8 protein-coding genes are annotated in these 6664 nt (G+C 61.1%); 4 read left to right on the top strand and 4 right to left on the bottom strand.

Going from position 1 to position 6664, the window contains the following annotated elements:
• Nucleotides 1-130 precede the first annotated feature (130 nt).
• From WLY71_RS05915 to WLY71_RS05905, 3 genes are all read right to left on the bottom strand, one after another.
• Nucleotides 131-460 (bottom strand): amidase, encoded by a 330-nt coding sequence (locus tag WLY71_RS05915; protein WP_347802851.1) that lies wholly within the window; start codon nt 458-460, stop codon nt 131-133.
• Entirely contained in the window at nt 457-1557 is a 1101-nt protein-coding gene (locus WLY71_RS05910; RefSeq protein WP_347802850.1) for a serine hydrolase domain-containing protein, read from the bottom strand. The genes WLY71_RS05915 and WLY71_RS05910 overlap by 4 nt, the downstream gene beginning before the upstream one ends.
• A 157-nt stretch (nt 1558-1714) precedes the next feature.
• Entirely contained in the window at nt 1715-2602 is an 888-nt protein-coding gene (locus WLY71_RS05905; protein WP_347802849.1) for an acyl-CoA dehydrogenase middle domain-containing protein, read from the bottom strand.
• Nucleotides 2603-2756: 154 nt separating this feature from the next.
• Here WLY71_RS05905 and olsB point away from each other — a divergent pair, with 154 nt between their 5' ends.
• Nucleotides 2757-3512, top strand: coding sequence for an L-ornithine N(alpha)-acyltransferase (gene olsB, locus WLY71_RS05900; RefSeq protein WP_008152922.1), 756 nt, complete (start codon nt 2757-2759; stop codon nt 3510-3512).
• Nucleotides 3512-4303, top strand: coding sequence for a lysophospholipid acyltransferase family protein (locus WLY71_RS05895; RefSeq protein WP_347802848.1), 792 nt, complete (start codon nt 3512-3514; stop codon nt 4301-4303). The genes olsB and WLY71_RS05895 overlap by 1 nt, the downstream gene beginning before the upstream one ends.
• A 108-nt stretch (nt 4304-4411) precedes the next feature.
• Here WLY71_RS05895 and WLY71_RS05890 read toward each other — a convergent pair whose 3' ends face one another.
• Complete coding sequence (locus WLY71_RS05890; RefSeq protein ID WP_347802847.1) at nt 4412-4990, bottom strand: acyl carrier protein phosphodiesterase; 579 nt, start codon at nt 4988-4990, stop codon at nt 4412-4414.
• A gap of 170 nt (nt 4991-5160) precedes the next feature.
• Between WLY71_RS05890 and WLY71_RS05885 the strand changes: the two genes are divergently transcribed.
• Both WLY71_RS05885 and WLY71_RS05880 read left to right on the top strand, forming a co-directional pair.
• Nucleotides 5161-5481 (top strand): ArsR/SmtB family transcription factor, encoded by a 321-nt coding sequence (locus WLY71_RS05885; RefSeq protein ID WP_347802846.1) that lies wholly within the window; start codon nt 5161-5163, stop codon nt 5479-5481.
• 3 nt (nt 5482-5484) lie between these two features.
• Nucleotides 5485-6651, top strand: coding sequence for an MFS transporter (locus WLY71_RS05880; protein ID WP_347802845.1), 1167 nt, complete (start codon nt 5485-5487; stop codon nt 6649-6651).
• Nucleotides 6652-6664 lie beyond the last annotated feature (13 nt).

Raw genomic sequence — 6664 nt, 5'->3', positions numbered from 1 at the left:
CAGGGATTGATCAATCGAAGTATGCTTTTTCATGGACTCGCCCTCGCTGTCGTTGGCTGATTAGACTGCCACCGTGGCGCATTGACGCCTCGGCTTGGGCGAGTCCATCCAATTACAAGAACAGTGGTGTTCAGGGTGATAGGCGGCAGCCTTGCCGTTCTCCGACCCACACGGCGCTGTTGCTGCGACCCATGCCGCTGACAGTGACGCGCTTGCTGGCGGCGTCATCGGCAAAGCCACTGGTCGGCAACCACTGCTTCACATAACGGTGGCAGTACTCGGCCGGGTTGTTCATCACGTAACGGCACGAACAATACTCCTTGGCGGTGTAGGCGCTGATGATGTCCGGGAATGCCCACAGCGCCACGCGCTCCTCCCAGATCCAGCCGAGCAAGGCGATCAGCAGGACCGACAACAGCGTGCTGAACGGTCGGCGACGAACAAAATTGCGACGCTTCATGGCTGCCCCTTCGCGGCAAATGCCTTGAGTGCGAGTTTGAGCAAATCGTTGTGCCGGTAGCTGCCGTCGCGGTCATCGCCGTAGCGCACGATCACCAGGTTTTCGCTGGGAATCACGTACATCGCCTGCCCCCAATGACCCAGCGCGGCGAAGGTATCGTCGGGTGCATCGGGCCAGGGTTTTGCCGCGCCTTCCACCGCGCGGTTAAGCCACCAATGGCCGCCGGGTACAGCATCGTCCTGATGGGCTTGATAGCGGGCGAACGGTTCGCGGTTGAAAATAACCCAGTCCTTGGGCAGCAATTGCCGCTCGCCCCAACGACCATCGCGAGCCATCAACAGACCGACGCGGGCCAGATCCCTGGCGGTGAGGTAGGCATAGGATGAAGCGACGAATGTCCCCGTGGCGTCGGCCTCCCAAACGGCGTGGCGAATCCCCAAGGGTTCGAACAGAGCAGTCCATGGATAGTCCGGATAGCGGGTCGGGCCGACGATGGTTTTCAGCGCGGCGGACAACAGATTGCTGTCACCGCTGGAGTAACGGAATGCCTGACCGGGTTTGGCGTATTCACCGTGATCGGCGGTGAACGCGGCCATGTCCGGGTGGCCGCGGGTGTAGAGCATCGCGACCACCGAGGATTTCAACGGCGCGTATTCATAGTCTTCCTGCCAGTCCAGACCCGAGGCCCAATGCAGGAGGTCGGCCATGGTCATCGTCGGGTGTTTTTCCAGTGGTGGATAAAATTTCTGCACCGGGTCCTGAAGCTTGAACAGACCTTCGCCATAGGCCACGCCGAGAACCGCGGCCATCAGGCTTTTGCTGATGGACCAGGTCAGGTGCGGGGTGTCGGCGGTGGTCGGGGTGGCGTAGCGTTCGTAGATCAACTGGCCGTCGCGGATCACCAGCAAGGCGTCGGTGCGGAGGCCTTTTCGGGTGGCCTCATCACGGGGTGGGAAGGCGTAAGTTTCCAGCGCTTGAAGCGCCGGCCCGGTGACTGTCGGGCCGGTCGACCATTGCTCGGCAGGCCAGTATTCGGCGTGGGCCGTGAGGCTGAGCAGGAGCAGGAGCAGGAAAATCAGGGACAAGCCTTTGAACATGGTGGGGGCTCGGAGGGATGGACCTGCTGAGCCTAGTCGCGGTTGATGACAGTTCCGGGATTTGTGTCATTAATGCGGCCGCCTTCGCGAGCAGGCTCGCTCCCACATTTTGAAAAGCATTCCCCTGTGGGAGCGAGCCTGCTCGCGAAGGGGCCGGTCAATCCAGCGAAGATCCCGCGAGTGCCTTGGCCAAACGCTTCCCCCGCGCACCCGCCGCCAATTCCATCACACCCTGATCGCGCTGCCACATCGCGACCCAATGCTGCGGGCCATCGGCCAGTGCCTGAGCCACCTCAGCCTTGAGCCCATCGAACTGCGCAAACAAGCCACCGAGCAACATATGCCCGGACGGATTATTCGGCGCCTGCCGGCTGACTTCCGCACACCCGGCCAGCAGCGCCAGCAAACGCAGTTGCAGGGCTTGCGGCCAGTCGCTGTCCTGACCGATGCCGTACAGCCAGGCGGTCATGGCGCTCAGAACGTAAATGTCTTCAAGGGTGCGAAACGGTTTGACGTAAGCATCCCAGCCATCCCCCGCCAACAGTTCGCACTGAGCGTTATCGAGAAACAGCCGGCCATGGCTGATGTCTGGCATCAACGGGATCGCCGGTAGCTTCTCCAGACGCACGCCCGGCTCATCGGGATAGACCACCGCCAGACTCAGGCGCGGTTTTTCATCGGGGGCTTCACTGCGAGCAGCGATCAGCAGCCAATCGGCGGCATCGCCTGCGGTGACAAAATCCTTGCGCCCGCTCAGACGCAAATCGTGCAGGCGGGTCTGCATGTCCGCCACCCGCAGGCTGCGCTGTTCGGTCGCGCACAAGGCGCCGAGGCTCAGCGGCGCGCTCGGCCAGAGCATGCGCAACGCCGCCTGATAGCCCACCAGAAACGCCAGCCCCGGCGTCGACATCAAACGCCCGCCGGCCACCGCCAGTTCAAACGGCGTGACGTTGCCCAACTGGTGCAACAAGGTCGCGAAACCCTCGCCCAGGTCCGGGTTGGCGGGCAAACGATCGCGGCGGCTCAGCAGGTTTTGCCAGGGCATAAGAGGCTCCTCGTGGGCTGTCATATAAGCATCACCAAAGCTTCATGGCGATGACACCGGGGCTACATAGCCTGACTTTGCACAACACGGCTGCATAAAGAAAGTCGATCGGCTGCAACCCAAGACGGGTGACCGGCCCGTATGGAGATTCGCAATGACTCAGATCGCCCGCATCAGCGACACCGGCAATGAACGCCGCCTGCAAGCCGAACGCCTGGTGGGCGCCGAGGCCTTGCAGGAAGCCCAAGCCCTGCGCTTCAACGTGTTCAGCGGCGAATTCAACGCCAAGCTGAAAGGCGCGGAGCTGGGTCTGGACATGGATGACTATGATGTTCACTGCGCCCACATCGGCGTGCGTGACTTGAACACCGGGCGCCTGGTGGCGACCACCCGTTTGCTCGACCACACGGCCGCCAGCAGCCTGGGCAAGTTCTACAGCGAAGAAGAATTCAGTCTGCATGGCCTGGTCCATCTGAAAGGCCCGATCCTGGAAATCGGCCGCACTTGCGTCGACCCGGCGTACCGCAATGGCGGCACCATCGCCGTACTCTGGGGCGAACTGGCCGAAGTGCTGAACCAGGGCGGCTACAGCTACTTGATGGGATGCGCGAGCATTCCAATGCAGGACGGCGGCATCCAGGCCCACGCGATCATGCAGCGCCTGCGCGAACGTTATCTGTGTACGGAACACCTGCGGGCCGAACCGAAAAAACCGCTGCCGAGCCTCGACATCCCGTCCAACGTCATCGCCGAAATGCCACCGCTGCTCAAGGCCTACATGCGTCTTGGCGCGAAGATCTGCGGCGAGCCGTGCTGGGACGAAGATTTCCAGGTCGCCGACGTATTCATCCTGCTCAAGCGCGACGAACTCTGCCCGCGTTATGCCAAGCACTTCAAGGCGGCCGTGTGATGAGCCGGTTACGGGTGTACGCGCGGATTGCGCGAGTGTTGGTGGTGGTGGCGCTGGGTTTGAGCATGGCCAGTGTGTTTGGGCTATTCGAGCGTTTGGGGATTGCTCATTCGATGGTCCGTCGCCAGCGCTGGTCGCGATTTTTCATGGCACGCCTGAGCAATGCCCTGCCCTTTCGCGTGACCCTGCACGGTAAATTGCCGAAGGCGCCGATGCTCTGGGTCAGCAACCATGTGTCCTGGACCGACATTCCGCTGCTGGGCATGCTCACGCCGCTGTCGTTCCTGTCCAAGGCCGAAGTGCGCACCTGGCCGGTGGCGGGCTGGTTGGCGGCCAAGGCCGGCAGCTTGTTCATTCGCCGAGGGTCGGGTGACAGTCAGTTGATTCGCAAACAGATGACCCGTCATCTGGAGCAGGAACATCCGCTGCTGATGTTCCCGGAAGGCACCACCACCGATGGCCGTTCGTTGCGTACTTTCCACGGTCGGTTGCTGTCTGCGGCGATCGACTCAGAAGTGAAGTTGCAGCCGGTGGCGATTCGTTATCTGCGCGACGGGGAGCTCGATTCGCTGGCGCCGTTCATTGGCGATGATGACTTGCTCTCGCACTTGATGCGCTTGTTTGCCCATGATCGGGGGGAGGTGGAGATTCATCTGCTCAGGCCGATCGCGTGTGAAGGTCGCGAGCGTGCGGCTCTGGCGTTCGAGGCGCAGCAAGCGGTGCAGAAGGCGTTGTTTGGGGCGATCCCGCAGGCACAACCGGAACCGCTGCGCCCCGCAATCGCGGCTTAAACACACATCCCCTGTGGGAGCGAGCTTGCTCGCGATTGCGGTGTGTCATTCAACATCTTTGTTGAATGTGAAGCCGCCATCGCGAGCAAGCTCGCTCCCACATTGGTTTTATGTCGTTGAATGGTTCTGCGCGAAGTCCTGAAGCTGCGGATAGAACAACCGAAAGTCATCGCTCAACGGTTCATACAACACCCGCAATTCATGCATCGCTGCGGCCAGTTCCTCGGGCCGCGTCAGCCGCCGTGAAATCCCCCGCAGCACCTGCTCCAACACCGCAAACTCCCGGTAAGAACCCAACCAGTCATTGGCGACCATGTGCGGCGCGATCTGCGCCAGCCGTTCCGGCAATTGCGCCTCGGCGGACAACACCCGATACACCCCCGAAGTGAATTGTTCCAGTGGCTGATCGGCGTACAGCGTCCAGTCCCGGGCCAGGCAATGGTCGAAAAACACGTCAAGCACAATCCCGGCGTAACGCCTGCGGGTCAGGGAAAAACGCGACAACGAGATATCCACCAACGGATGGCGGTCGGTAAAGACATCGATGCTGCGATGCAGCTGGATGGCCGCTTCGATCTCCGGATCGAACTGCCCTTGCAGCCGCCCTTTGACGAAATCGCCATACAGACTGCCGAGCAATTGACCGGGGCGCTGGCCACCGAGGTGCAGATGTGCGAGATAGTTCATGCGCGCAGCTTAGCACTGCGCCTTTGTATCGTTACACCCAACATATCGTTATAACTCGATATACCGAATTACTCGGTCGTCAGACCAAAATCATATTGGTATATCGCGAAGTACCGATTTAAAGTTCGCCTCATCGCGATATAGCGTTTTACTCATCACGAGCCCAAACCATGACCATCGACCTCGACGAAATAATAAAAGCCCTGGCCCACCCAGTACGCCGAGACATCCTCATCTGGCTGAAAGACCCCAAAGTCCAGTTCCCGGAACAGATCCACAACCACGAGTACGGCATTTGCGCCGGACAGATCGATCAACGCTGCGGCCTGTCGCAGTCGACCGTGTCCGCCCATTTGGCAAACTTGCAACGTGCGGGACTGATCAGCAGCCAGAAAGCCGGTCAATGGCACTTTTTCAAACGCAACGAGGACGTGATTCAGGCGTTCCTCGACGCCATCGTCAAGGAGCTCAGCGCTCCGACAAGGAACTGAACAATGCCCCTCTCGCTACTCATTCTGGCCTTGAGTGCCTTCGCCATCGGCACCACCGAGTTCGTCATCATGGGCTTGCTGCCCGATGTGGCGGCCGACCTCGGTGTGTCGATTCCCGGCGCCGGCTGGCTGGTGACCGGTTACGCCCTGGGCGTGGCCATCGGTGCACCGTTCATGGCGCTGGCGACCTCTCGATTGCCGCGCAAGGCCGCGCTGGTAGCGTTGATGGGCATCTTCATCGTAGGCAACCTGCTCTGTGCAATGGCTACCGACTACAACGTGCTGATGTTTGCCCGTGTGGTGACCGCCCTCTGCCACGGTGCGTTCTTCGGCATTGGCTCAGTGGTGGCAGCGGGTCTGGTGCCAGCGAACAAGCGCGCTTCGGCCGTGGCATTGATGTTCACCGGCCTGACCCTTGCCAACGTGCTCGGCGTTCCGCTGGGCACCGCGCTCGGTCAGGAAGCCGGCTGGCGTTCGACCTTCTGGGCGGTGACCGTGATTGGGGTGATCGCATTGATCGGCCTGATCCGTTTCCTGCCGGCCAAGCGCGATGAAGAGAAACTCGACATGCGCGCCGAACTGCGCGCCCTCAAAGGCGCCGGGATCTGGCTGTCGTTGAGCATGACCGCGTTGTTCGCGGCTTCCGTATTCACCCTGTTCACCTACGTCGCCCCGCTGCTCGGCGATGTCACTGGCGTCTCGCCCAAAGGCGTGACCTGGACCCTGATGCTCATCGGCCTGGGCCTGACGGTCGGCAACATCATCGGCGGCAAGCTGGCTGACAAAGGCATGGCCGCAACGTTGATCGGCGTCTTTATCTCGATGGCCGTGATCTCGACCGTGCTGACCTGGACCAGCGTTGCGCTGATTCCGACCGAAATCACCCTGTTCCTCTGGGCCACCGCGTGCTTTGCCGCCGTGCCCGCCCTGCAAGTGAACGTGGTGACCTACGGCAAAGCCGCACCGAACCTGGTGTCGACCCTGAACATCGGCTCTTTCAATATCGGCAACGCACTGGGTGCCTGGGTCGGTGGCAGCGTCATCGCCCACGGTTTCGGCTTGACCAGCGTTCCTCTCGCGGCAGCAGCACTGGCGGTACTCGCCCTGCTGGTGACCCTGATTACCTTCCGTCAGAGCGGCAATCCCGAACTGGCCCCTGCTACCAACTGATCTCTACAAGAGA

The organism is Pseudomonas rossensis (assembly GCF_039888995.1).
Classification (GTDB): Bacteria; Pseudomonadota; Gammaproteobacteria; order Pseudomonadales; family Pseudomonadaceae; genus Aquipseudomonas; species Aquipseudomonas rossensis.
The sequence above is the reverse complement of the archived record's forward strand: the minus strand, read 5'-3'. Positions and strand labels throughout refer to the sequence as shown.

Bases quoted from the DNA above. Each gene is read 5' to 3' on its own strand.
- WLY71_RS05890 (WP_347802847.1), bottom strand. From the start codon at position 4,990: ATGAACTATCTCGCACATCTGCACCTCGGTGGCCAGCGCCCCGGTCAA.
- WLY71_RS05905 (WP_347802849.1), bottom strand. From the start codon at position 2,602: ATGCCCTGGCAAAACCTGCTGAGCCGCCGCGATCGTTTGCCCGCCAAC.
- WLY71_RS05915 (WP_347802851.1), bottom strand. From the start codon at position 460: ATGAAGCGTCGCAATTTTGTTCGTCGCCGACCGTTCAGCACGCTGTTG.
- WLY71_RS05910 (WP_347802850.1), bottom strand. From the start codon at position 1,557: ATGTTCAAAGGCTTGTCCCTGATTTTCCTGCTCCTGCTCCTGCTCAGC.
- WLY71_RS05895 (WP_347802848.1), top strand. From the start codon at position 3,512: ATGAGCCGGTTACGGGTGTACGCGCGGATTGCGCGAGTGTTGGTGGTG.
- WLY71_RS05880 (WP_347802845.1), top strand. From the start codon at position 5,485: ATGCCCCTCTCGCTACTCATTCTGGCCTTGAGTGCCTTCGCCATCGGC.
- WLY71_RS05885 (WP_347802846.1), top strand. From the start codon at position 5,161: ATGACCATCGACCTCGACGAAATAATAAAAGCCCTGGCCCACCCAGTA.
- olsB (WP_008152922.1), top strand. From the start codon at position 2,757: ATGACTCAGATCGCCCGCATCAGCGACACCGGCAATGAACGCCGCCTG.